The following is a 24,331-nucleotide window of genomic DNA, read 5'->3' as shown; positions in this document are numbered from 1 at the left end:
ATCGCAAAACGTCTGCAAAGTTAATCTATTCTACATTAATTATAAAACACTATAACAATAAAAAACCAAAAATGGCGGAACTCCCAACACATAAAATGTAGAAATATACTAAATTTGACGCGGCAAGGTGCCGCACTACTAACTTCTAACTACTAAATATGTTCAGATTTAAACAATTTACTATACAGCATGACAGATGCGCTATGAAAGTAGGTACGGATGGGGTGTTGTTGGGAGCATGGAGTGATGTGGCTCAAACCTCCCGCATATTAGACGTGGGCACAGGCACAGGGCTGGTCGCATTGATGATTGCACAACGCTCTCAGGCAAGAATTGTGGCGTTGGAAATGGATAAGGACGCGATATCTCAAGCAGAAGAAAATATAGAGAATTCGCCGTGGAAAGATCGGATAGAAGTAATCGAACAGGATTTTACAACGTTTGTTTCGGAAGAGAAGTTTGATCTGATCGTCTCAAATCCTCCGTATTTCGTGGACTCATTGGAGTGTCCGGGAAAGCAGCGGACAATGGCTAGACACAATAATAGTCTGAGGTATGATGAACTGCTGGAAGGGGTAGCACGGTTATTAACTGATGGTGGGCGCTTTTGCGTGATTATCCCTACGGACGTGTCAGAGAGTCTGAAAACTCAGGCTGCCGTTTTGGGCTTATTTGTACACAAGCAATTGAGTGTGATAACTACTCCGGGTAAACCACCTAAAAGGACACTGATTGAGTTTGTACCTGATCCTGAAGTGACGTGCGATAGAAAAGAATTATTACTGGAGATAGAGCGGCATCAATATAGTCCGGAGTATATTGCACTAACGCAGGATTTTTACTTGAATATGTGATTAAAATAGGTTAGATATGTTGTGGAAAAGAAAGAAAAGGGCGAAGAAACCATATAAACTGGGATTGGTACTGAGTGGAGGAGGAGCACGGGGATATGCTCATCTGGGAGCTTTGAAAGCATTGAATGAACGTGGAATATATCCCGATATTATTGCAGGTACCAGTGTCGGATCGCTGATAGGCGTACTTTATGCTGACGGATATACTCCTGATGAAATGTTTTCTTATGCTAAGACTGTGAAACTATGGGAGTTGGTTGAAAGTACCTTACCTCGTGATGGGATTTTTAAAGCTACAGGTATTGGAGTTATTTTAAGAAAATATCTACGGGTCAGGACGTTTGAAGAACTCAAACTGCCAATGAATGTAGTTGCATCGGATATTGAATGTGGAGAAGTCAAAGTTTTTAATGCCGGAAAGATAATACCTGCGGTGATTGCCTCTTGCTCGGTCCCGATTGTTTTTACCCCGGTAGAAATAGATGGGCATCACTATGTAGATGGGGGATTGCTTAAAAACTTTCCTGTATCTGCGATCAGAGAGCAATGCGATAAAGTGATTGGAATAGATATAAGCCCAGTAATCTCTGTGAAATACGACCGCTCTATGAAGTATATTGTTGAGCGAGCGATGAACTATATGGTTGGAGCAAATACAATAGAGGAACGCGCTGCTTGTGACTACCTGATTGAATCCGGGGAAGTCTCTGTTTATTCTCTATTTGATTTTAAACATGTAGAGGAGATTTATGAAAAAGGATACGAAGCCGCGGCTCGGTATTTGGATGCAAATATGGAGCTACTGAAAAAGGATTTTGGAATATGATGCATCATTTTTACTGTTATATCAAAAAATGGGTTCGCGTTATCTGCGAACCCATCCTAAATAATTGATATTTGATTTAGACGTTTAAACGTTTTACTTTCTAGTCAAAGCTTCCGTAACGTGTTGGAAGCAATTTTCTATCTCCCAATGTATTATCTACGCGTGCAACGTTTACCCAGAACTTGTTCTCTCTAACTGAATCAATAGGATATGCTGCTTTTTCTCGCGAATAGGCGTGAATCCAGCTATTTGCTACAACTTCGTATTCGGGGTGTGGCGCATTAACCAGCACATTATCAGACTTATCCGATTCTCCATTCTTCACTTCTTGAATCTCCTGATAAATGGTGAGCATAACATCTATGAAGTTATCCAATTCGGCTAAACTTTCGCTTTCGGTAGGTTCAATCATCAATGTGCCATGAACAGGGAAAGAGAGTGTTGGAGCATGGTAGCCATAATCCATCAATCGTTTGGCTATGTCGCTTTCGTTTACTCCTGTTTCTTCGTTTATCTTACGACATTCCAGGATCATTTCATGACCAACAAAGCCATTGGCTCCGCGATAAACAATACCGTATGTGTCATTGAGGCATGCTGCCAGATAGTTGGCACTTAGGATTGCGATTTTAGTAGCTTGGGTTAACCCTTCGGTTCCCATCATACGGATATATCCATACGTAATAGGTAGAATACCAGCACTTCCAAACGGAGCGGATGCAACTTCATTCTGTGAATTTCCACACAAGAAGTGGCCTGGCAGGAATGGAATCAAATGTTCGGCCACACAAATTGGACCAACACCCGGACCACCACCACCATGTGGAGAGGCAAAAGTTTTATGAAGATTCAGGTGGCAAACATCAGCTCCAATGAACCCCGGATTGGTCAGACCGACCTGTGCATTCATATTGGCACCATCCATATAAACCTGTGCACCACATGCATGTATAATTTCACAGATTTCCTTGATCTCCGTTTCAAAAATGCCATGAGTAGATGGATAGGTAATCATAAGTGCAGCAAGTTCATCCCGATTGGATTCTGCTTTTTCACGCAGGTCGGACATTTCTACATTACCCTGTTCATCACAAGCGCAGGTAATAGTTTCATATCCACATTGAATAGCCGAAGCTGGGTTTGTACCGTGTGCCGATGCCGGAATAAGTACCTTGTTACGATGGCCTTGCCCAATACTTTCCAGATAACTGCGGATAACCCGTAAGCCGGCATATTCGCCTGCTGCTCCCGAATTGGGCTGTAGGCTGACACCTGCAAATCCGGTGATTACTTTTAGCTCTTCGCTTAGGTTGTGGATTAATTCATGATAGCCTTGTGCCTGATCCTGAGGTACCAGTGGGTGAATACCCATCAGGCTAGGATTGCTCAATGGGAGCATTTCTGATGCTGCATTCAGTTTCATAGTACATGAACCTAATGATATCATAGAGTGAGCGAGAGAAATATCTTTTCGGTCAAGGCGTTTGATATAACGCATTAATTCGGTTTCTGTACGATATTTATGGAAAACTTCATGTATCATGAAGTCACTCTGGCGTTGCAGTTCTTTGGATAGAATAGTGCTTTCCGGTATTTCGTTAATCTTGGTGTAATCTTTTTCTGCTGCTACGGCGAAGATTAAAAGCAATACATTAACATCAGCAATATCGGTTGTTTCGTCTATACTCAAACCAACGTCTCCATTTTCAAAGTAGCGTAGGTTTACTTCTTTACTCAAAGCGATCGTACGGATTTCTTGTGCCGAAAGATCATCAGGAAGAGTAAAACGCAAGGTATCAAAGTATTGCTTATTGATTTGCTTGTATCCCAATTTCGTGATTTGCTTCTCCAGGAATACAGCAATACTATGAATACGTGTAGCTATATTTTTCAGTCCATCGGGACCGTGGTATACAGCATAGAATCCAGCCATAGTAGCCAATAATGCTTGTGCCGTACAGATATTGGATGTTGCTTTTTCGCGTTTAATATGCTGTTCGCGGGTTTGTAATGCCATGCGGTAGCAAAGCTTTCCATAACGGTCTTTAGATAAGCCGATAATACGTCCCGGGACATTACGTTTATATTCGTCGCGTGTAGCGAAATAAGCAGCAGACGGACCACCATAGAATAAAGGAGTGCCCAAGCGTTGTGTGCTTCCGAATACAATATCTGCTCCCCATTCACCTGGGGGAACTAATAATGCCAGACTCAGGATGTCCGCTGCTACGGCTACCTTACAATTGGCTGCATGAGCTTTTTCCGTAAATGCACGATAATCCTCTACATTGCCATTTGAATTAGGATATTGTAATATACAGGCAAATACATTAGATGTAATTTCAAATTCCTGATATTTACCAGTAAGCAAGATAATACCTTGAGGAACAGCACGTGTGTTCATTACTGCTAATGTCTGCGGAAATATATTTTCATCCACAAATACGACATTAGCACCCGATTTCTGTTGGTCACGCGAGCGTAGTGCATACATCATACTTACAGCTTCGGCAGCAGCAGTACCTTCATCAAGCAATGAGCAGTTGGCCAGTGGTAGGGCTGTCAGGTCGCTGACTGCGGTTTGGAAGTTTATCAGGGCTTCCAAGCGTCCTTGTGATACTTCAGCCTGGTAAGGAGTGTATGAGGTGTACCATACCGGATTTTCAAATACATTTCGTTGAATAGGAGCTGGAGTAATGGTGTCATACCACCCCATACCGATGTACGAAGTGAATAATTTATTCTTCGCAGATAACTCACCCATATGTTGGGCAAACTTGTGCTCGGATAGGGTTTCCGACAATTTCATGGGTTCTTTTAGACGGATATTGGCAGGGATGGTCTTCTCTATCAATTCATCCAGCGACTTCACACCGATCTTTTTCAGCATGATTTCTTCATCCTTGGGGGTAATGCCGATATGGCGATCGGCCAATAAATCAATCTTCATGATATTTAAGTATATAGTTATCGAAAAAAGGGGTTTTCTACTTTTTCTATGCCTATGGTGGTAGGTGCACCGTGTCCGGGATAAACTACTGTCTCGTTGGGCAGGACGAACAACCGGCTACAGATATTTTCTTTGAGATCATCGAAGTTACCACCGGCAAGGTCAGCTCTTCCGATGCTTCCCTGAAACAATACATCGCCCGAAAACATGCAGTTTTCTTCTCTGCAATAATATACCAGGCTACCGGGAGAATGTCCGGGGACATGAATGGCTTCCAGTCTGGTATTACCGAAAGTGATAATATCTCCATCGCAGAGGTATTTTCCTAATGGAACCGGTTCGTCTTTAAGTTGAAAACCGAATGAGCGGGATTGTTTGGGAGCTAATTCCAACCAAAATTCGTCGGCTTTATTCGCTTCGGCTGATAATCCGAATTCCTGCAACATGAATGGATTACCAAAGATGTGATCCAGATGCAGATGGGTATTCAGTACATGCTTTATTGTAAGTTCATTAGTAGAAATGAAGTTTTTGAGCTTCTGCTTTTCTTCGTCATAAAAGCAACCGGGATCAATTACCACGGCCTCTTTCGTTTCATCCCATATCACATAACAGTTTACGGGAAACATATTAAATTCAAATCGTTTTATTTTCATTCAGTAGCTAGTAGTTAGAAGTTAGTAGCTAGGTTTATATTTTTTAGTAGTTAGAAGTCAGAAGTTAGTAGCCAGGTTTTATCATTACCTATATAGTATGTCCATTGGTCTGGCTACTAACTTCTAGCTACTAACTACTGAGTAAACAACTTTCTTAGTCTCAAAGAATTCCTCTTTGAAATCTTTGCTTAGATGATGTATTGTAGTTTTGTTTTTGACCGGCATGGTTTCTCTTTCCAGTTCTCCACCTTTCAGGCAGATTAGTCCATTGGGTAAGGCGTTCTTCTGGACAGGAGAAATGTTCTTTCTGATGATTTTCAGTAAGTCTTCCAATGGCATTACAGCGCGACTTACTACAAAGTCGAACATCTGTTTTTCATCCTGTGCTCTGGCATGGCGGAAGGTTACGTTTTTTAGTCCGATAGCATTTGCTACCTCTGTGGCTACACGTACCTTTTTGCCGATGCTATCCACCAGATGAAATTTAACTTCCGGAAAGAATATAGCAAGTGGAATACCGGGGAATCCTCCTCCTGTACCCAAGTCCATAACGGTTGTTCCCGGACGGAATTGTATTACTTTGGCTATCCCTAGTGAATGTAACACATGATGCTCGTACAAATTTTCAATATCCTTTCGGGAGATCACATTGATTTTAGCATTCCAGTCAATATAAAGATCATATAGTGCGGCAAATTGCCGTTGTTGTTCTTCCGTTAAATTAGGGAAGTATTTAACTATGATATCTGAGTTCATTTGAGCCAATTGATGATGCTGTTTTCTCCCAAGATGTTTGCCATTGCTTCGTATGGAAGTTTGATTTCGACTGCTCCCATTACATATGGAGTAAATTCGTATACATTATAATAAAAAGTGATACCCTCTTTGCTCAGGTAGAAGTTTTCGGTAGGAATCAGGTCGCCTGTGGAACCATATCCCATATCCTCCAGTTCGGTCCGTGTTTTAACCTTTTGGTCTACAATTAGTTGGTTCCAAAGAAGATCGGAAAGCGTATCCTGATAATCGCCGATAAAGATATCTTCCAATGCCAATTGGTGCATGTTTTTCAGGTCGAAGTTCATGAAAGTAGAAGTGTACATTCCATGTGCGCCGCCTGTATACTCATTGAAATCAATACGATATACCAACAAATCCTTTTCATAGAACTTCACCTGGCTTTCCAATCCTTTGTAGTAGGAATACCAGGAAGCGATAGATTCGTTGTTCTCCTTGTTCTTTTGGTCCTCAATGAACATAGGCTCCAGATCCTGGCGGTATTCACTGATATAATTCTGTGCATATAATTCTGCTACTTCATGAATATCCTCACCAATATATTTGTCGCCGAAGCAAGCAGAAAGGATATAAGCGTTCAGGCTATCTTTCAGCGCATTATCGGATGATTTTTCAATATAGGTAAAGTCGATAATAATGTTTGTTCCGGGTTTAGTGGTGTCGCCGAATAAGTGGGCCGTTTTGTTGATCTGTACACGTTCAAATTCCAGCGATCCGGTGTTATTCATCTTGTCAGTACAAGACGTATAAATACCGCATGCCGAAAGAATAATTGCGAGCAGGCTTACATATTGTTTTTTCATCTAGGTTTTTACTTTTAATTCTACATTTTTGTCTGAAATCACTACCTACAAATATAGAACTAATTAACGAATACACCGAATAAATAAACAAAAATAATGAAGGGGGAGAATTCAAAACCAGCTATCTTTGCAATCCCTATGAGAAAAAGAAAAATGAAATACATATTTATCCTGCTATTGTTGGTTTCTTCGGGGCTTCATGCCCAGGTTCAGGGAACGGTGACAGATAGAGAGGGAAGCCCTATACCAGGTGCAAATATCCTGTGGGCAGGTACAACCAAAGGAGCAATAACTACGGCCGACGGTCGCTTTTCGATAGATAAACCAAGTGGTAATCAAAAGCTGATTGTTAGTTTTATTGGATATGAGAATGATACCATACAGGTTGCAGATAAGAACGCTGTATTGGATATTATATTACGTGAAGGATTGGAACTCAACGAAGTACAGGTTGTCAGCCGGAAACTGGGTACCATGAAGCTTCGGAACAGTGTAATGAATGAAGATATGATTACCAGCGCTGAATTAAGTCGTGCGGCGTGTTGTAATCTGGGAGAGAGTTTTGTAACGAACCCATCTGTAGACGTGAGTTATTCGGATGCTGCTACCGGCGCCAAACAAATCAGATTGTTGGGACTATCGGGAACGTATGTACAGATGCTTACGGAGAATATTCCTAATTATCGTGGGGCGGCTGCGCCTTATGGTCTGGGGTATGTACCGGGACCTTGGATGCAGAGTATACAAGTATCCAAAGGAACATCGTCGGTGAAGAATGGGTATGAGGCATTGACGGGACAGATCAATGTGGAATTTAAGAAGCCACAAACGGCAGATATTGTTTCGGCGAATCTTTTTGCATCTTCTACCAACCGGTACGAGGCGAATGCAGATGCCTCTATCCAGTTGTCGCCTCGCTGGACTACCATGTTGCTGGCTCATTATGAAAATGAAACGAAGTCGCACGACTCCAATGATGATGGTTTCGCGGATATTCCTAAAGTAGAACAATATAATTTCTGGAACCGCTGGGCATATATGGGCGATAATTATGTGTTTCAGGCAGGGATTAAAGCAACGACGGAGGAGCGTAACAGCGGACAGGTTTCTCATAGTGGAGGAGCTATGACCGATCCGTATATGATTCATATAAAGACGGACCGTTACGAATTCTTCACCAAGAATGCCTATATATTTAATAAGGAGAAAGTCACGAATCTGGCACTGATCCTTTCCGGAACACTTCATAACCAGGATGCGGTTTACGGACGTAAATTGTATGACGTAGATCAGAAGAATGTTTATGCGTCTTTATTATTTGAAACTGATTTTTCTCCGCTTCATAGCCTTTCTACCGGATTGAGCTTTAATTATGATGGATATGATCAGCATTATAGGCTTACGAATGATGCTTCTGATCCTCGTGTGAAATCTCTGTCCAAGGAGTCTGTATCGGGAGCTTATGCGCAATATACCTTTAATAAGGACGATAAGTTTATCTTCATGGCTGGTCTGCGTGGCGATTATAGCAATGAATATGATTTCTTTGTTACTCCGCGAGCGCACATCAAGTATAATCCGAATGAGTATGTTCATTTCCGTATTTCGGCGGGTAAGGGGTATCGTACGAATCATGTGCTGGCGGAGAATAATTTCCTGTTGGCCAGTAGTCGCAAAGTAAATATCCCTGAGCATTTAAAGCAGGAAGAAGCGTGGAATTACGGGGCCAGTGTTTCTACCTATATTCCGATCTTTGGTAAAACGCTGAATGTGAATGCGGAGTATTATTACACGGATTTCCAGAATCAGGTGGTAGTGGATATGGATACTGATCCGCATGCTGTGTCTTTCCTGAATCTGGATGGAAAGTCATACTCGCGTGCGTTCCAGGTGGAAGCGACTTATCCGTTCTTTGAAGGGTTTTCTTTAACGGCAGCTTATAGGCATACGGATGCAAAGACTACTTATAACGGCGAGTTGTTGGAAAAGCCGTTGACGGGGAAGTATAAAGGGTTACTGACGGCTTCTTATCAGACGCCATTAGGATTGTGGCAGTTTGATGCTACCATGCAATTGAATGGTGGCGGACGCATGCCTACGCCGTATACCATGAATGATGGTTCGTTGTCCTGGGATTATCGCTATGGCTCTTTTGAGCAGTTGAGCGCGCAGGTTACCCGTTATTTCCGCCACTGGTCGGTCTATGTAGGTGGAGAAAACCTGACTAACTATAAACAAAAGAACCCGATTGTTGGTGCTTCTGATCCATGGGGAGATAACTTCGATTCTACCATGATCTGGGGGCCTATGCACGGAGCAAAGTTCTATATCGGATTACGGTTTAATTTAGCCCGGAATTAGCAGAAAATATGCCTAGGGGATCACAGTGTTATATCGTAGGCATATTAGTGGAATGTCTACGACATAACACTGTGATGTTGTAGGGATATCTATAGAATTAAAAAAAGTGTATTTCTATATAATCCGTGACTAAAAACATATCTTTGTGAAGGACAATGAATTTAAAAAACAAAATATATGATGAGCAAAAAACTAATCACCCTGTTGGCTGTATTGTTTTTAAGCATTGGTACAGCTTTAGCTAAAGATTTTCGTACTGTAGTGTTCAAGGTAGAACAAATGATGTGTCAGAACTGCGAAAAGAAAGTGAAAGACAATATCAAGTTTGAAAAAGGCATGAAGAAATTTACTACTGACTTGAAAGCCAAAACAGTAACCATTACCTACGATGCTGAGAAAACCAATATTGAACAACTGAAAGCCGGCTTTAAGAAGTTTAAATACGAAGCGGTAGTTGTAGAAGATAAAAAAGAAGAGTAGGTCTGCTGTTTGTTGAACTCATAATAAATCACCAAATGGCAGATCATTTATCTTTTACCGATTGGGGGCTTATTCCATACAACCGGTCCTGGGAGCGTCAAACAGAATTGTTCGACGCTGTTATTGCGGCAAAGCTAGCTGGAAAACCTTATCAGAATGAGGTGATTTTCTGTGAGCATCCGCATGTTTACACCCTTGGCCGTAGCGGAAAAGAAAATAATATGCTTCTTGGTGAGGAACAATTAAAAGCAATCAACGCTACACTTTATCACATTGACCGGGGAGGGGATATTACGTATCATGGCCCCGGACAATTAGTGTGTTATCCCATTCTGAATTTGGAACAATTTAAACTGGGTCTTAAAGAGTATATTCATTTATTAGAAGAAGCAATTATCCGCGTTTGTGCTTCTTATGGCATACAGGCCGGGCGCCTGGAAAAAGCAACGGGAGTCTGGCTGGATGGTGATAAACCGACTGCCCGGAAGATCTGTGCTATGGGGGTACGGAGTAGTCATTATGTTACAATGCACGGGCTGGCATTGAACGTAAATACGGACCTTCGGTACTTCAGTTACATCAACCCCTGCGGCTTTATGGATAAAGGCGTAACTTCCTTGCAAAAGGAGCTGGGGTATGAACTCCCGATGAACGAAGTGAAAGAAAAACTAAAAAATCAATTGCTTGATTTACTTGGTGATAGATTGATTTAATCAATAATCAGTTTATATCCGATTCCTCTTACATTAACTATACGTATGCTCTTATCCTGAGATAGTTTATGGCGTAGTTTAGTGATAAATACATGTAAACTTCGTGAGTTGAAGAAGCTATCATCACCCCAAAGATCAAGCAATACACTCTGCATGTTCATTACCTGATTTTGGTTCTCGCACAACCGTTTTAATATCTCCGATTCCCGGTGAGAAAGCTCTTGGTTTGTTCCGTCGTAGGACAGTATTTGTGTTACCGGATCAAACAGATAACGCCCAATCTGGAAACGTGTTTCTTTCTTCTCTTCCTCAAACTTAAATGCTCTGCCTACTAATGACTTTATACGGACAATTAGCTCCTGCATACCGAATGGTTTTTTCAGGTAATCGTTGGCTCCCAACTCAAATCCTTCTACTACATCATTAATAGCCGAACGGGCTGTGAGGAACAGTACCGGAGTCGTTCTATCTGTTTGGCGGATACGGCGTACCATTTCAAAACCATCCATTTTGGGCATCATAACGTCTGCCACTAATATATCGGGGCGAATGTCAAAGAACAAACGTAGGCCTTCTTCACCGTCTGATGCCAGATGGATCGTGAAATCACTTTCTTCCAGTGTGTCTTTAATGATCATCGCCAGAGTTTGCTCATCCTCTACGAGTAATACGCGGCAAGGTGCCGCTCCCAGGTTTTTCATGTTCAAACGTTAAAATGATGTTATTCCAATCGTAAATCGTAAATTGTCAAATCGTAAATCTAAACCGGCTTCCTTTTCCCAGTTCGCTTTTTACCTCTATCTGTCCTCCCATTTTTTCTACCATTGTTTTTACGTAGAAAAGTCCCAATCCGTAGCCTTTTACATCATGTCGGTTTCCGGTGGGTACCCGGTAGAATTTATCGAAGACCAGTTTGAGTTTTTCGGGTGAGATGCCTATTCCTTTATCTTCTACGCAAACATCAAGTTTACCATTTATGGAGGTGCAGGTTATTTTTACCTGGGCTTCGTCGGTAGAGTATTTTACTGCGTTATCTATCAGGTTGCTGATGATATTGCTGAAATGTGCCCGGTCTGTATTCACGGTTAGGCTTTCCGGGTGAATTTCTACTTCAATGTGTACGGGTTTTCCGGCTTTTAGCTTATGCTGTTCAATGAGCGAATGGATTAGTGGTGATACTTCTACTTTTTCAGGTTTTATCTGGAATGTTTTCCGGCGTTCCATGCTCATGGAGAGGATTTGTTCTACCAATCCGCTAAGTTTTTGTAGCTGTTCCTGGCAGATATTCAGGTATTTATCCCTTAATTTTTTGTCTTCCGAAAGGTTGAAGTTTAGTAGGGCGTCATTGGCAGCATAGGCTACAGCTATTGGGGTTTTTAATTCATGAGTGATGTTGTTGGTGAAGTCACTTTTCATTTCATCCAATGTTTTTTGTTGCATGATGGTGCGTATCAGGAACCAGAATGCTCCGCCTAATACGACCAGAATAACGAGAGAGGTTGCCAGTATGCCTGTCATTTGTTTGAGTATAATCCGGTCGGTGGGTTCTATGTAGACTTCGAAGGCGTATTTTTCTTGTGCATCGTAGATGTGTTTGTATCGTTGCATTTGAGTGGTATCTACGTTTGCGATCTGGCTTTCTGTTATAGTACTATCATTTTTAATCTGTATAACCCGGGTGTAATGTTGAATGTCCAGCCCGGATTTGTTTAGCTCCTTATCTAAAATACTATCAAAGCGAAAAATATCGATCGGTACCGAAAGATCTACCACCGAGTGTAGTCCGGTTTGGAGTTGAAGAGCTAAGATTTCTAATGCCTGATACCCATCGTACATATCAAAACCATCGGGCAATCCGATGGCTGTTGGGTCGAAGTCGGCTTCTTCGTCCACAACAAGGCTGTCGTTAGAAGAAAAGGTCTTTTTAATTCTACTTTTTTGTCTTTCTTCTTTTCTGGTTTTCTCGTCTTTATCTTTATTGAAAGAGGCTGAGAAACTGATTGCACCATGCGAATCGGCGTTTGTACTAAGCTTTCCTTCTTGCTCATTTACTTTACTCAGACTATCGACCCGCAGGAACAGTTCAATATAATCTGCATTACGAATGGCTTTCTCTATTGTAATGTGGTTCTGGAGTTTGGTGGTGTTGTACATATCAACCAACCAATGTGCCTGATAGGCAAAAATAGCAGTTAGCGATATGATGACCAATGCGGCTATATACTTAATCGGTAGTTTCATTAACTATATATTATAAGGTGAATGATGTGTGCAAAGATAAGCGGAATATGCATTCCACCCACCCGGGATAAGACTAAATAACACTCCCGGTAACACTAGATAACACTACATAAGTGTTCGATAACCATTTCCCCGCCATATTATCCCGTACTTTGCATCAAACAAATAAACTACATAAAGTTATGAAACGTATTTATATTCTATTCTTAATCTCTCTTTCTTTGATATTACCGGTATCTGCACAGATACAAGTCAATGATACGATGTTTCTTTTTCTGGATAGTCTTTTCATGGAACTTCCCGAGGTGATGATAAAAGGTGAACGCCCTATTGTTAAGGCGGAAGATGGTAAATTGGTTTACGACCTGCCCCGGCTGGTAGAGAAAATGCCGGTAGATAATGCTTATGATGCGATCAGGGAACTTCCCGGAGTTATTGATAACGGTGGATTGCAGTTGGCGGGTAGCAGTGTGAATCTGGTTATTAATGGAAAGGTATCGACGCTTTCCGAAGATCAGCTTATTGAATTGCTGAAAACCATTCCCGTAGGCAATATTGAAAAGGCGGAGGTGATGTATTCGGCGCCTGCCCGTTATCAGGTTCGCGGGCCGATGATTAATCTGGTATTGAAATCGGGTGGGGCAGAGAAGCCTACTCTGCAAGGTGAACTTTATACCGGCTGGCAACAATATTATTATGAGCGGCTTACAGAACGTGCAAGTCTTCTTTATTCTTCGTCTAAATTCTCAGCAGATTTACTTTACTCTTACAATCACGGCCGTGGATACGATCGTATTGATAAAGAAGCATTGCACACTGTAAACGGTACGGTTTACCCGATGAATTTGTCGGATATAACCCGCTCGCGGAGCAACAATCATAATGTACGGTTGGGAATGGATTACCGTTTTACTAAGGATAATCTGTTGAGTTTTGTTTATACCACTCAGATAAGAAATAGGAATAGCCGGGGAGTGACTACGGGAACGCAGGATTCCAAAACTAAAAATAAGGGGGATAACCAGCTCCACAATATAAAAATGGACTATCGTGCTTCTTTTGGATTGAGTGCAGGGGCGGAAATGACATACTATGATTCGCCGGGAAACCAGGAGTTGCACAGTATATTGAATGATGAGGAAATTGACGCTCGCTATGAAAATGAGCAACGTATTAATAAATGGCGGTTCTATCTGACTCAGGAACATACGCTGAAGAATAATTGGGGCCTGAATTATGGGATAAACTATACCACTGCCGTAGATAATAGTTTCCAGAATTACTATGATTTTGAAACGGGAGAGCTTCAGCCGGATAAATCAATGACTGCCCGTCGTAAGGAATATACATGGAATGGTTTTGTGGGATTTACGAAAAGCTTTGGCGAAAAGGTGTCTTTAGATGCTTCGCTGGCTGCCGAATTGTATCATACGGAAGTGTGGGATGAGTGGATGTTTTACCCAACGCTTAACCTGAACTATACTCCCAAGCCGGGACATATTCTTCAGTTGAGTTTTACCAGCGATAAGGATTATCCGGCTTTCTGGAGCATGCAGAATTCCGTTTCTTATATGAGTGCTTATACGTTACACTACGGTAATCCGCTCTTGAAACCTGCTACCGAGTATAGTGCCAATCTTACCTACATCCTGAAAGGAAAGTATGTATTTGTGGCTCATTACGATCATGATAAAGACTACTCGGTGCAAACGTTGTATCAGCGTCCCGACGAACTGGTTGAGGTGTATAAAGAATTCAATTCTGATTTCCGTCAGCGGTTTGGTATCCAGGCTGTTATCCCGCTGAAAATGGGCAACTGGCTTTCTTCAAGGTTCTTGTTCTGGGGATATCATACCCGCGAGAAGGATAGCGATTTCTGGGATATTTCTTATGATCGTCGTTCAACTTCGTTCATTGCCACAATGAGCAATACCATTACGCTTTCTACGAAACCGAATATCAGTCTGAATGTTTCGGGTTTCTATCAAAACGGTACGATACAGGGCATTTATGACCTTCCGCGCTCCGGATATGTGGATGCTTCTTTACGCTGGAGCTTTGCTAATGAGAAAGCGACGCTGACTTTGAAAGGAAATGATTTATTCGAAACTGCGGCCATTAATCCGAAGATCCGCTTCCAGAGCCAGAACCTGACCAACAAATTCCTGGCGCCTACCCGCGGTATCGAACTTTCCTTTAGCTATAAGTTCGGAAATTACAAAGAAAAAAAGAGGGAGGATGTTGATACTTCTCGTTTTAAATAACCGCTCAAAACGAACATCTGTTAAATAAGGATTTACCCAATTCCTGTTGAACTAAATAAATAAATTCATTAGAAATTTGAAAGGAAGTAAAACTGTGTAGAAATGAAGGAATTACTGTAGGGGCGGTTCGTGAACCGCCCAATGCCCAGAATACACAGGAAACCATTCTCGGGCGGTTCGCGAACCGCCCCTACAGTAAATCATTTACATCAAAACTCTACAAAAAGGAGTGAAACTCTATAAAGGATATTGTTTATACAATGATTAGCAACCTACTTTTTTGCTTGATCCCAAATAGGTTGAATCGCTAAATTAACCTGGTTGTTAATCCGTAAAGTCATAAATATGAGCAAAAGCAGATCAAAAAGATAATATTTGCTCCATTTTGGTTACATGCAAACTTTTTAAAAACCGTCAATTAGATGTTAAAATCAGGTCTTAGGCTTGCTTGTGCAGTGTATTATTGATATTTGGAAGTGTCCCAGCGCAATAATTTCTACACTTGAGCCGCGTACTGCCGACAGCACGCGGCTCAAGTATAAATAACACGCGGCTCAAGTATCAACAGTCAAGCGCTCAAGTATCGACAGTACGCGGCTCAAGTGTTCAGCGTGTTTCATTTTATAGATTTTTATTTTCTGGTTGGTCTGTTTCAAGCAAAACGATCGAAGTGTGTATTTGCTGTGTTTACTTTCGTCTGTATAACTGTTTGTAATTTATTTTGTTGTATTCGTATCATTTAGATCTTTTATTTTATAAATCTCAATCTTATTGATTTTTGCAAACGCGATTCTTTTGCCATTTTCCCTTCCCTTTCTGCCCCAAGCCCGGAATTTGCAATTACCGCTCCATTCTATTATCAAAATGTCATTTCTACCATTTTGTCTATACTTTGCTATTTCCAACAAAACCCTATAAAAAGGAAGTAAACGAAGCTATCTCAAACATTCATCCTTTAACAACCTACTTCTTTGCTTGATCCTAGATAATTAACCGTCCGATATACAGTTTAATAATCCTTATGGGGCTTTGTTAAAAAGTCCCACAAGATGAAGTCGTGTTGAGGTTACCTTTCCGCTTCAATGGTATATGTGAAACTGTCAGCCCGGTAATATCCTATATTATACTCAATCGGCACATTATTCACGTCATAAACAAAGCGTTTCCTTATTAATATAGGATCATTGGCATCGATTTCCAGTTTTTCCGCAGTAAAGTCTCCGGCCAGTCGCGCGGATATTTGTTCTTTACTTATTTTAACCGTAATACCAAAATCCTTTTCAAGTAGTTCGTATAGTGGACGGGTGAAGTTCTCTTCTCCCGATAGGGGGATATTGGGATTGAAATAAGATATAAAGTACACAAACGGATAATCCTTGTTTCCACGGAGGCGTTCAAGGACAATACATTTTTTATTCGGATCGGTTATATTAAAGAAATCCCGGATCTCTTCGGAGGGCAACTTCTGGCTGATATGCAATTCAAAGTTGCGGATTTCAATTCCCAGCATCTTCATCTCCTGAGAGAAGCTGAGCCAGTTTTTAACTCCACCTACTATACCTTTCTTCACTACCTTTGTACCTACACCCTTCTTCCGGGTTAGTAAACCTTCAAAAACAAGCTTATTTATAGCCTGGCGCAATGTATTGCGAGATATGTTTAATTGTGCAGACAAATCAACTTCATTAGGAAGGTACTTTCCGTTTTTGTATTCTTCAGACTCAATAATCTGCCTAAGAAGCTCTTCTACCTGTAAATGAAGTGGTTTGTTACTGTTATGATCAATTTTCATTGTGTTAATAATTAATGTGCATTGCAAAAATAAGCTTTTATTAAAAAAAAAGCAAGAAATAGTTGGAATTAAAAAAACTCTATATATATTTGCACAATCAGAACTATGTATGAACATAATAAAGAAAGTGATATGAGAAACAGCAATTACGACAAGTTTCCATCAACCCCTGTAAACGGGAATATTGATGTGGGTTGGGAAGCTATACGAAAATCTCTTGATGAACAACTACAGAAAAACACACTGCTGGCAGTTGAACTTTACACAGGAACCTATGAGAATGAATTGATTAAGGAATTTGAAAAGATTCCCCATAGCATTTTTATAGATACCCGTACGCTCATGAAATCCGAAGAAGAGATTCGCGAAATGACCAGTCGTTTTATGACGGATGATATCCTCTTCGGTTATATAACTAACCTGAATTTGATGGATTACTTCGACAGCGAGAAGCTGGAATCCGCCCAACAGGCTATAAAACAATGTTCAGACAATGTAATTGTATTCGGCACAGGAGCCGCATTACTTGCCAACGAGAACACCACTATAGCCTATGTAGATATGGCACGTTGGGAAATACAACAACGCTTCCGCAGGCACGAAGTAAAAGCATTGGGCATAGACAATCACGATGATCCCGTTTCAATTCAGCATAAACGAGGGTATTTCAATGATTGGAGAATACTGGACAGATACAAAAGCAGCTTATTCAGCAAAGTGAACTATTGGTTGGATACCCATATTCCGGCTACCCCAAAGATGATTGACCGTGATACGTTTTTCTGCGGAATAAATAAAACCATTCAAACACCTTTCCGTGTTGTTCCCTTCTTTGATCCGGCTCCCTGGGGGGGACAATGGATGAAGGAGGTTTGCGATCTGGACCGCAATGCCGATAACTTCGGTTGGTGCTTTGACTGTGTTCCCGAAGAAAACAGCTTGCTGTTGGATGTAAACGGAACCACCTTCGAAATGCCCTCCTTTAATCTGGTGTTGCTTAAAACCACAGAACTGTTGGGAGAGCCCGTAGAAGCCCGTTTCGGAAAAGACTTCCCTATTCGTTTTGATTTCCTCGATACATTTGGCGGTGGAAACCTGAGTTTACAGGTACACCCTACCACCCAATACATTCGCGAAAACTTTGATATGCAGTACACACAGGACGAAAGCTATTATTTGCTGGACGCAGGAGATAAGGCTACCGTATACATTGGCCTGAAAACCGGAATTGATAAAGACGAAATGATTGAAGACCTGCGTAGTGCACAACGCGGTGAACAACTATTCGATGCCGAAAAGTATGTAAATAAGATGCCGGCCCGAAAACACGATCATTTCCTGATTCCGGGAGGAACCATTCACTGTTCCGGTGAAGATGCATTGGTACTGGAAATCAGCTCTACTCCGAATATCTTTACTTTTAAGTTGTGGGACTGGAACCGTCTGGGACTGGATGGTAAGCCGCGCCCCATCAATGTAGAACGGGGAAAAGATGTGATTAACTGGAAGCGTAATACAGAGTATGTTCAGACAAAGTTGATGAATCGTATTACGGAAATTGCCCAGGGAGATGGCTGGCGGGAAGAGAAAACCGGACTGCATATCAATGAATTCATAGAAACGCGCCGTCACTGGTTTACCAACCCTGTAACGCATCATACCAATAACAGCGTGAATGTATTGAACCTGGTCGAAGGTGAAGAAGTCATCATTGAAAGCCCCACAGGTTCATTTGATCCCTTTATTGTTCATTATGCCGAAACATTTATTGTACCGGCCTCTGTTGGCGAATATACAATTACCCCTCATGGAAAAGCAGCCGGAACGGAATGCGGTACGATTAAAGCGTATATAAGATTTTAAATCATTGAAAAGAAGATGTATACACATGATAATCGGGTAGTGTTAACGCTGGATGCCGGAGGAACCAACTTTGTTTTCTCCGCCATACAAAGCAATCAGGAAATAGTGAAATCGGTGGTACTTCCTGCCCATTCGGATAATCTGAATAAATGTTTGGATACACTTGTTCAGGGATTCAACAGGATTAAATCAGAATTAACCGTCAAACCAGTGGCCATAAGCTTTGCTTTCCCCGGTCCGGCCGACTATAAGAACGGTATCATTGGCGATCTTCCAAACTTCTCTTCCTTTCGGGGAGGGGTAGCATTGGGCCCGTTTCTCGAAGCGAAATTTCGTATTCCGGTATTTATCAATAACGATGGAAACCTGTTTGCCTACGGTGAAGCCTTAGCCGGAATGCTTCCGGACGTAAATCGCAAGCTGGAAGAGTGGGGTAGTAACCGGCGTTATAAAAACCTGTTGGGGATTACGCTCGGTACCGGTTTTGGCGCGGGAGTAGTTATTGACAATATACTTCTTACGGGCGATAACGGAGTGGGAGGTGATATGTGGATATTCCGCAACGGCAAATATCCCGAAATGATTGCCGAAGAAAGCGTAAGTATCCGCGCCGTAAAACGGGTATATCAGGAATTGTCTTCCGAAGATGCGGAGCATCTTTCTCCCAAAGATATCTATGATATTGCCGAGGGTAAAAAGGAAGGCAACCGGCAGGCAGCCATTCGTAGTTTCGAAGAGCTGGGGCAACTGGCAGGACATGCCCTTTCATACGCCCTTACCATAGTAGATGGTCTGGTGGTTATAGGCGGTGGAGTTTCCGGAGCCGCCAAATATATCATTCCGCCTATGATAAAGGAAATGCAAAAGCCCATAGGAACCTTTGCAGGACTGTCTTTCCCGGCAGTGCAAACAGAGGTTTATAACCTGATGGACCCAGAAGAACATTCTCAGTTCATGCAGGAAGACAAAACAATGATCCCCGTTCCCGGCACGGAAAGGAAAGTGGCATATAACCGTAAAAAGAGCATTGGAATTGCCGTTTCATCACTTGGAACAAGCAAAGCCATAGCTTTGGGAGCCTATGCCTTTGCGCTGGCGCAACTGGATAAATAATAAAAGGTATTCGTTTTTTTAAGGTAAACAGTTAACAGGAAAACACAGGACTATAAAGTTACGTAATTATCAACCATTTAATTATTATTATGAAACACTCTAAGCTAAGAAAAGCATTACTGTGCGTATTTGCATGTTTGAGTATGTTACCCACTGTTGGTATCTATGCTCAGAACACAATCACAGTACGTGGCAATGTTATGGCAGACGGAGAAAGCTTAATCGGCGCTACAGTGCTGGTTAAGGGTACTCAAAACGGTACCGCTACCGATCTGGATGGTAACTTCTTGCTTCAAACTGCACCTAACGCCGTGTTGGTTATTTCGGCCATCGGATATGAAACACAGGAGATACCTGTAAACAACCGTACAAATATTGCTCTCGTTCTCCGTTCGGATGTAATTGCTTTGCAAGATATTGTTGTGGTAGGCTATGGAACACAAAAGAAAGTTAACCTTACCGGGTCCGTATCTACCATTTCATCGGCCGACCTCGAAGGAAAGCCCATTACCAACCTTGTAGAAGCTCTTCAAGGTTCTGCACCGGGACTGGTTATTCAGCAATCCAATTCTCAACCCGGATCACGTCCCAGCATCAACGTGCGCGGTCTGAACACCATGAATAATAACGACCCCATGGTGATCATTGACGGTATACAGGGCGATATACAGAACGTGAACCCTTCGGATATTGAAAGCATCTCCATCCTTAAAGATGCCGCATCTACAGCCATTTACGGTTCGCGCGCATCCAACGGCGTAATCCTTATTACTACTAAAAAAGGAACCGCGGGAAGAAATGAGGTACAATATGAATTCCAATACGGAATACAGAAACCCACTTCACTCCCTAATATGGTAGACTCATGGATATATGCCGAAATGCGCAACGAAGCATTGCTCAACTCAGGCAGATCCATTGCCTTTACTCCTGAGCAAATAGCTTACTACCGCAACGGCGGACCGAATGTGAACTGGCTGGAAGAGATATACAAGAACAACTCTCCGCAACAATCGCATACCCTGTCGCTTACCGGAGGCACGGACAAAACCACGTATCTGGTATCCGCCGGATACATGAATCAGGAAAGTATGTTCAAAGGTCCGGATTATGGAATGGAACGATACAACGGACGTGTAAATGTATCTCATCAGTTTAACGACCGCTTTAAATTCAATGCCAGCGTATCTTATGTACGCAATGAAATAAAGGATCATGCCTACTGGACAGAATGGCTCATTGAACAGTGTACTCGCATGCCTACCATTTATCCGATAAAAGATGAAAACGGCTACACCTATCCCAGTGGAAGTAATACCAATGCGCTGGCCCGCCTTGAACAGGGTGGCTACCGGCAGGCTTCAAACGATGATCTATCCGCTGTATTTAATGCCGAATATAAGATTTGGGACGGTCTTTTCCTGAAAGGTATGGTTGGCGGACAGCTGTTGAACAATCGCACCCACGAAAATCGGAAATCCATACCGGGAACAGGCGATGCGGAAAACCGTATGACTGAACAATCTTATCGCACAGAAAACATCACTACAAACCTAATGCTTACCTATAATAACAGCTTCGGCAAACATAATGTAGGCGCTATGGCCGGGTATGCTTATGAAGGAAGCCGGTACAAGGGTTTTGAAACATACCGTCTTACCGAAACTGCCGATTACGATATTATGGGTGGCTGGCAACTAACCAATGTAGCCAACATGGGACAAGGAAAAGATTGGGCCATTTACTCAGGCTTTGGCCGGTTGAACTACAACTTTGACGAGCGTTACCTGTTCGAAGCTAACCTCCGTTATGACGTTTCTTCCAAATTTGTCAAAGGCAACCGTGGGGGCTGGTTCCCATCATTATCCGGTGGATGGCGTATTTCCGAAGAAGCTTTTTATGGAAACATGAAGAACTACGTCTCATCCATGAAACTTCGCGGATCGTGGGGACTTGTCGGCAACAACCGTATTGATGACTATGCCTACATGTCGGCCGTAGGTGTTGCTCCCGGATATAACTTTGGAAGCAATGTGGTGAATGTGGCTAACTTTGCCGTAGCCAATCCTGATATTAAGTGGGAAACAACTTCTATGATAGATTTAGGTATCGACCTTGGCTTTTTCGATAACAGCCTTAACGTAACCGTTGGCTACTTTAATTATACCACCAATGATATTCTTATCAAACTACCGGTTCCGGGTACTTACGGAGTAGCCAAAGAAGGACCTGTACAGAATGCAGCCAAAGTACGTAACCAGGGTTGGGAAGTATCGGCCAACTACCGCTTCAAAACCGGAAATGTGGAACATACCGTAGCCGGTAACCTGTCCGACAGCAAGAACGAAGTACTCGATACCCGTGGCGAATACTGGATTAACGGTACAGATGTAAATACCATCATCCGCGAAGGCTATGCCATGAACTCATACTATGCTTACCGCTCAAACGGATTCTTCCAGAACGAGCAGGAAGTGGCCGCAGGCCCCTGGCTGGACGGTATCACGCCCAAACCCGGCGATATCCGCTACCTGGACAAAAACAATGACGGACTGGTGAAGGAGGATGACGACCGCTTTATTCTTACCGATAACTTTCCGCACTTAACCTACGGGTTCAGTTATGGCCTGAAATGGAAGGGGTTTGATTTATCCATGTTTTGGCAAGGTGTAGGGCGGCGCAATGTATGGCTACGTGGCGAATCTATGGAAGCCTTCCACAACAATAACGAAGGACCGGTTTTCGACTTCCATCTGGATCGTTGGACTCCGGAGAACCCCGGCGCAACGTACCCCCGGTTAACGGTTGGATCAGAATCGGCTAACAATGCAGCCAAATCCGACTTCTGGATACAGGATGCAGCTTACCTTCGTCTGAAAAACCTCCAGATTGGCTACACATTGCCAAAGGAATGGTTATCCAGGTTCTTTATAAAAGACCTGCGCGTGTACCTCACCGGACAAAACCTGCTGACATTCACCGACCTCAAAGGCGGGTGGGACCCTGAAACAAGCGACGGGGGTGGACGTATCTATCCTGTGTCCAAAGTATATTCTGTTGGGTTGAACGTTAAATTTTAATTGAAGATGAAAAACAATATATATAAAACCATATTATACACAGCACTTGTTGCTACAACCTCTGCATGTGTAGGTCTGGACAGTGCGCCATACGACAAGGAAACCGACCTCACGTATTGGGAAAAGCCCGAGGCAGCCATCTACTCACTGAATGGATGTTATCCCACGCTATTCAGTGCCGAAGAAGTTCTCTATGCCGATGCCATGTCGGACAACGCGTATACCAAAGCTACGGTAGGGTTTAATCAGGCCATTGGCAGCGGAACACACTCTACGGATTATCCTTACCTGAAATCTGTTTGGGACAGTCGGTATGGAGGTGTTAAAAAGTGCAACGAGCTTCTTAATAACATTGACCGTGTTCCCGGACTAAGTGCCGAAACAAAGGAACAATACATTGCCGAAGCCACCGTTATCCGCGCTTTCCACTACTTTGAACTGTACTCCAGGTTCGGCGATGTTCCTTATTTTACGAATGTGATCAGCATAAAAGAGTCGCAACAACTTGTGCGTACCCCCAAACAGGAAATAGTAACAAAGATACTGGAAGAACTTACCACCATTATTGACAATAACGCTCTTCCGGCAAGCTATGGCGATGCGGATAAAGGACGCATCACACGCTGGGCAGCTATGGCGCTAAAGGCGCGTATCCTGTTATTCGAAGGGAACTGGAAGGAAGTAAAAGCCGTAACCGATAGGATTATGAAACAAGGTCCGCATCGTCTGTTTCCAAGTTATAGCGGATTGTTCGAAGTGGCGAATGAAAACAATGAAGAAGTCATTCTCGACCTTCAATACATCTCGCCTGAAAGAGAGCATAACAAGCAATACGAGTTTCTGCCGCCTACATTGGGAGGCTACGCACAGCTTGCGCCCCTACAGGAATTAGTAGATAGTTACCTGGACGGCGATCCACGACTGGATGCTACCATTGTGTACTCCGGCAACAGCTATCAGATGGCGGATGGAACCTATACTACCATTAATACCAGCCCGGGAGTAGCTCCCGATGGATACGGCTACAGTTCAAACTGTTCGCCAACGGGTTACTATATCAAGAAATACTGGGATAAGACTTTCCGTGGCGGCAATATGTCGGGCTTGAACATTATCCTTATCCGCTATGCCGATGTACTGTTGATGCATGCCGAAGCACTGGCCGAACTGGGAGAAATGAACGAAACGGCATGGAATGAAACCATCCGCCTGATTCGCCAACGTGCAGGTTTTACGGATAATGCCGTATTACAGTTCCCCGGAACAACGGATATTGTGAATGTTATTCGTCGCGAGCGTCGTTCGGAACTTGCGCTGGAAGGTTTGCGCTACAAAGATATTATCCGCTGGAAGATTGGAAAAGAAGTCATGAACGGCTGGTGTCACGGACTGTATACCGGGGAAATCATTGGTACGGATAACGGATTTATGCGTGTAGAGCAAAGAACGTTCAATACCGATAAGCATTATTTGTGGCCAATACCGCAAAGCGAACGGGATTTGAATAAAAATCTGACTCAGAACCCTAACTGGTAAATCT

17 protein-coding genes are annotated in these 24,331 nt (G+C 42.6%); 10 read left to right on the top strand and 7 right to left on the bottom strand.

From position 1 onward, the window contains the following. Positions 1–158: 158 nt before the first annotated feature. Both D0T87_RS11550 and D0T87_RS11545 read left to right on the top strand, forming a co-directional pair. Entirely contained in the window at positions 159–854 is a 696-nt protein-coding gene (locus D0T87_RS11550) for a tRNA1(Val) (adenine(37)-N6)-methyltransferase (RefSeq protein WP_163175286.1), read from the top strand. 16 nt (positions 855–870) lie between these two features. After that, positions 871–1,680, top strand: coding sequence for a patatin-like phospholipase family protein (locus D0T87_RS11545; RefSeq protein WP_163175285.1), 810 nt, complete (start codon positions 871–873; stop codon positions 1,678–1,680). Between the two features lie 100 nt (positions 1,681–1,780). On the opposite strand, the gene gcvP is transcribed toward D0T87_RS11545, so the two are convergent. The 4 genes from gcvP to D0T87_RS11525 form a co-directional block, all read right to left on the bottom strand. Further along, positions 1,781–4,630: an aminomethyl-transferring glycine dehydrogenase gene (gcvP, locus tag D0T87_RS11540; RefSeq protein ID WP_163175284.1), complete on the bottom strand. Its 2,850-nt coding sequence runs from the start codon at positions 4,628–4,630 to the stop codon at positions 1,781–1,783. A gap of 17 nt (positions 4,631–4,647) precedes the next feature. Beyond that, positions 4,648–5,286: an MBL fold metallo-hydrolase gene (locus D0T87_RS11535; RefSeq protein WP_163175283.1), complete on the bottom strand. Its 639-nt coding sequence runs from the start codon at positions 5,284–5,286 to the stop codon at positions 4,648–4,650. Between the two features lie 123 nt (positions 5,287–5,409). Continuing rightward, the gene (gene rsmG / locus D0T87_RS11530) at positions 5,410–6,042 is read right to left on the bottom strand and encodes a 16S rRNA (guanine(527)-N(7))-methyltransferase RsmG (RefSeq protein WP_163175282.1); all 633 of its coding nucleotides are present in this window, start codon (positions 6,040–6,042) and stop codon (positions 5,410–5,412) included. Then, the gene (locus D0T87_RS11525) at positions 6,039–6,884 is read right to left on the bottom strand and encodes a DUF3298 and DUF4163 domain-containing protein (RefSeq protein ID WP_163175281.1); all 846 of its coding nucleotides are present in this window, start codon (positions 6,882–6,884) and stop codon (positions 6,039–6,041) included. Before D0T87_RS11525 ends, rsmG begins: the two co-directional genes overlap by 4 nt. A gap of 153 nt (positions 6,885–7,037) precedes the next feature. Here D0T87_RS11525 and D0T87_RS11520 point away from each other — a divergent pair, with 153 nt between their 5' ends. From D0T87_RS11520 to lipB, 3 genes are all read left to right on the top strand, one after another. Next, complete coding sequence (locus D0T87_RS11520; protein WP_163175280.1) at positions 7,038–9,245, top strand: TonB-dependent receptor; 2,208 nt, start codon at positions 7,038–7,040, stop codon at positions 9,243–9,245. Between the two features lie 177 nt (positions 9,246–9,422). Next, a complete protein-coding gene (locus D0T87_RS11515) occupies positions 9,423–9,725 on the top strand; it encodes a heavy-metal-associated domain-containing protein (protein ID WP_163175279.1) in 303 nt (100 codons plus the stop codon). A gap of 35 nt (positions 9,726–9,760) precedes the next feature. Further along, complete coding sequence (gene lipB, locus D0T87_RS11510) at positions 9,761–10,438, top strand: lipoyl(octanoyl) transferase LipB (RefSeq protein WP_163175278.1); 678 nt, start codon at positions 9,761–9,763, stop codon at positions 10,436–10,438. Here the strand turns inward: lipB and D0T87_RS11505 are convergent. After that, positions 10,435–11,139 (bottom strand): response regulator transcription factor, encoded by a 705-nt coding sequence (locus D0T87_RS11505; RefSeq protein WP_163175277.1) that lies wholly within the window; start codon positions 11,137–11,139, stop codon positions 10,435–10,437. The two genes, lipB and D0T87_RS11505, sit on opposite strands and share 4 nt — an antisense overlap. Positions 11,140–11,185: 46 nt before the next feature. After that, positions 11,186–12,679 (bottom strand): sensor histidine kinase KdpD, encoded by a 1,494-nt coding sequence (locus D0T87_RS11500; protein WP_163175276.1) that lies wholly within the window; start codon positions 12,677–12,679, stop codon positions 11,186–11,188. A gap of 182 nt (positions 12,680–12,861) precedes the next feature. Between D0T87_RS11500 and D0T87_RS11495 the strand changes: the two genes are divergently transcribed. Continuing rightward, positions 12,862–14,943 (top strand): outer membrane beta-barrel protein, encoded by a 2,082-nt coding sequence (locus tag D0T87_RS11495; RefSeq protein WP_163175275.1) that lies wholly within the window; start codon positions 12,862–12,864, stop codon positions 14,941–14,943. A 1,066-nt stretch (positions 14,944–16,009) separates the two neighbouring features. On the opposite strand, the gene D0T87_RS11490 is transcribed toward D0T87_RS11495, so the two are convergent. Then, entirely contained in the window at positions 16,010–16,735 is a 726-nt protein-coding gene (locus tag D0T87_RS11490; protein WP_163175274.1) for a GntR family transcriptional regulator, read from the bottom strand. 132 nt (positions 16,736–16,867) lie between these two features. On the opposite strand from D0T87_RS11490, the gene D0T87_RS11485 reads away from it, so the two are divergent. The 4 genes from D0T87_RS11485 to D0T87_RS11470 all read left to right on the top strand — a co-directional run bounded on the left by D0T87_RS11485 (position 16,868) and on the right by D0T87_RS11470 (position 24,327). Next, the gene (locus tag D0T87_RS11485; RefSeq protein WP_163175273.1) at positions 16,868–18,598 is read left to right on the top strand and encodes a class I mannose-6-phosphate isomerase; all 1,731 of its coding nucleotides are present in this window, start codon (positions 16,868–16,870) and stop codon (positions 18,596–18,598) included. 15 nt (positions 18,599–18,613) lie between these two features. Beyond that, positions 18,614–19,711 carry an ROK family protein gene (locus tag D0T87_RS11480; RefSeq protein WP_163175272.1) on the top strand — a complete coding sequence of 366 codons (1,098 nt, stop codon included), beginning with the start codon at positions 18,614–18,616 and terminating at the stop codon, positions 19,709–19,711. Positions 19,712–19,800: 89 nt separating this feature from the next. Then, positions 19,801–22,791: a TonB-dependent receptor gene (locus tag D0T87_RS11475; RefSeq protein ID WP_163175271.1), complete on the top strand. Its 2,991-nt coding sequence runs from the start codon at positions 19,801–19,803 to the stop codon at positions 22,789–22,791. A 6-nt stretch (positions 22,792–22,797) separates the two neighbouring features. Continuing rightward, a complete protein-coding gene (locus D0T87_RS11470; RefSeq protein ID WP_163175270.1) occupies positions 22,798–24,327 on the top strand; it encodes a RagB/SusD family nutrient uptake outer membrane protein in 1,530 nt (509 codons plus the stop codon). The last annotated feature ends 4 nt before the right edge of the window (positions 24,328–24,331 follow it).

The organism is Bacteroides sp. 51, from assembly GCF_010500965.1.
Classification (GTDB): domain Bacteria; phylum Bacteroidota; class Bacteroidia; order Bacteroidales; family Bacteroidaceae; genus Bacteroides.
The sequence above is the reverse complement of the archived record's forward strand: the minus strand, read 5'-3'. Positions and strand labels throughout refer to the sequence as shown.

Excerpts from the sequence above, each read along its gene's own strand:
- D0T87_RS11550 (WP_163175286.1), top strand. The coding sequence starts at position 159 with ATGTTCAGATTTAAACAATTTACTATACAGCATGACAGATGCGCTATG.
- D0T87_RS11545 (WP_163175285.1), top strand. The coding sequence starts at position 871 with ATGTTGTGGAAAAGAAAGAAAAGGGCGAAGAAACCATATAAACTGGGA.
- gcvP (WP_163175284.1), bottom strand. The coding sequence starts at position 4,630 with ATGAAGATTGATTTATTGGCCGATCGCCATATCGGCATTACCCCCAAG.
- D0T87_RS11535 (WP_163175283.1), bottom strand. The coding sequence starts at position 5,286 with ATGAAAATAAAACGATTTGAATTTAATATGTTTCCCGTAAACTGTTAT.
- rsmG (WP_163175282.1), bottom strand. The coding sequence starts at position 6,042 with ATGAACTCAGATATCATAGTTAAATACTTCCCTAATTTAACGGAAGAA.
- D0T87_RS11525 (WP_163175281.1), bottom strand. The coding sequence starts at position 6,884 with ATGAAAAAACAATATGTAAGCCTGCTCGCAATTATTCTTTCGGCATGC.
- D0T87_RS11520 (WP_163175280.1), top strand. The coding sequence starts at position 7,038 with ATGAAATACATATTTATCCTGCTATTGTTGGTTTCTTCGGGGCTTCAT.
- D0T87_RS11515 (WP_163175279.1), top strand. The coding sequence starts at position 9,423 with ATGATGAGCAAAAAACTAATCACCCTGTTGGCTGTATTGTTTTTAAGC.
- lipB (WP_163175278.1), top strand. The coding sequence starts at position 9,761 with ATGGCAGATCATTTATCTTTTACCGATTGGGGGCTTATTCCATACAAC.
- D0T87_RS11505 (WP_163175277.1), bottom strand. The coding sequence starts at position 11,139 with ATGAAAAACCTGGGAGCGGCACCTTGCCGCGTATTACTCGTAGAGGAT.
- D0T87_RS11500 (WP_163175276.1), bottom strand. The coding sequence starts at position 12,679 with ATGAAACTACCGATTAAGTATATAGCCGCATTGGTCATCATATCGCTA.
- D0T87_RS11495 (WP_163175275.1), top strand. The coding sequence starts at position 12,862 with ATGAAACGTATTTATATTCTATTCTTAATCTCTCTTTCTTTGATATTA.
- D0T87_RS11490 (WP_163175274.1), bottom strand. The coding sequence starts at position 16,735 with ATGAAAATTGATCATAACAGTAACAAACCACTTCATTTACAGGTAGAA.
- D0T87_RS11485 (WP_163175273.1), top strand. The coding sequence starts at position 16,868 with ATGAGAAACAGCAATTACGACAAGTTTCCATCAACCCCTGTAAACGGG.
- D0T87_RS11480 (WP_163175272.1), top strand. The coding sequence starts at position 18,614 with ATGTATACACATGATAATCGGGTAGTGTTAACGCTGGATGCCGGAGGA.
- D0T87_RS11475 (WP_163175271.1), top strand. The coding sequence starts at position 19,801 with ATGAAACACTCTAAGCTAAGAAAAGCATTACTGTGCGTATTTGCATGT.
- D0T87_RS11470 (WP_163175270.1), top strand. The coding sequence starts at position 22,798 with ATGAAAAACAATATATATAAAACCATATTATACACAGCACTTGTTGCT.